The organism is Photobacterium chitinilyticum, from assembly GCF_004104355.1.
Classification (GTDB): domain Bacteria; phylum Pseudomonadota; class Gammaproteobacteria; order Enterobacterales; family Vibrionaceae; genus Photobacterium; species Photobacterium chitinilyticum.
In genome coordinates this window covers 1-359 of record NZ_RJLM01000273.1, presented here as the reverse complement: position 1 = coordinate 359, position 359 = coordinate 1, and the positions used below count along the sequence as shown (strand labels likewise).

At 40.1% G+C, this 359-nt stretch carries 1 protein-coding gene; it reads left to right on the top strand.

Translation table 11 applies throughout. From position 1 onward, the window contains the following. Positions 1–359 (top strand): hypothetical protein (locus tag EDI28_RS27140; protein WP_164918653.1); only part of this gene is annotated, 359 nt, incomplete at both ends.

Here is a 359-nt window from a genome sequence, read left to right as displayed (position 1 = left end):
GGAGAATATGACTCTTCAAGCCGTGTATGGAAACTTGCTCACTCATGAGCTTGAAGTTGAACAAAGGCAAGCGAATCTTAAGGAACTGAAAAATAAATCAGATGACCTATTATCTGCCGATCCAAAATCGGCAGGTAAATCAAAATTGGCAGGCAAGTCTGTGATTGTTTCTGATGACAGTGAAGAAGAAGAACCTGAAGCTAATCAGTTAAATGTGGAAAATGAACTCAAGAACATGAATGACTCATTGGCACTCCTGACCATGAGGTACAAAAAGTTCTTGAGGAAACCCACATTTCAAGGGGGAGCATTGAAAAGTGATGGGAAGAAAGTCTTCCAAGAGAAGGAGTCAAAAACAA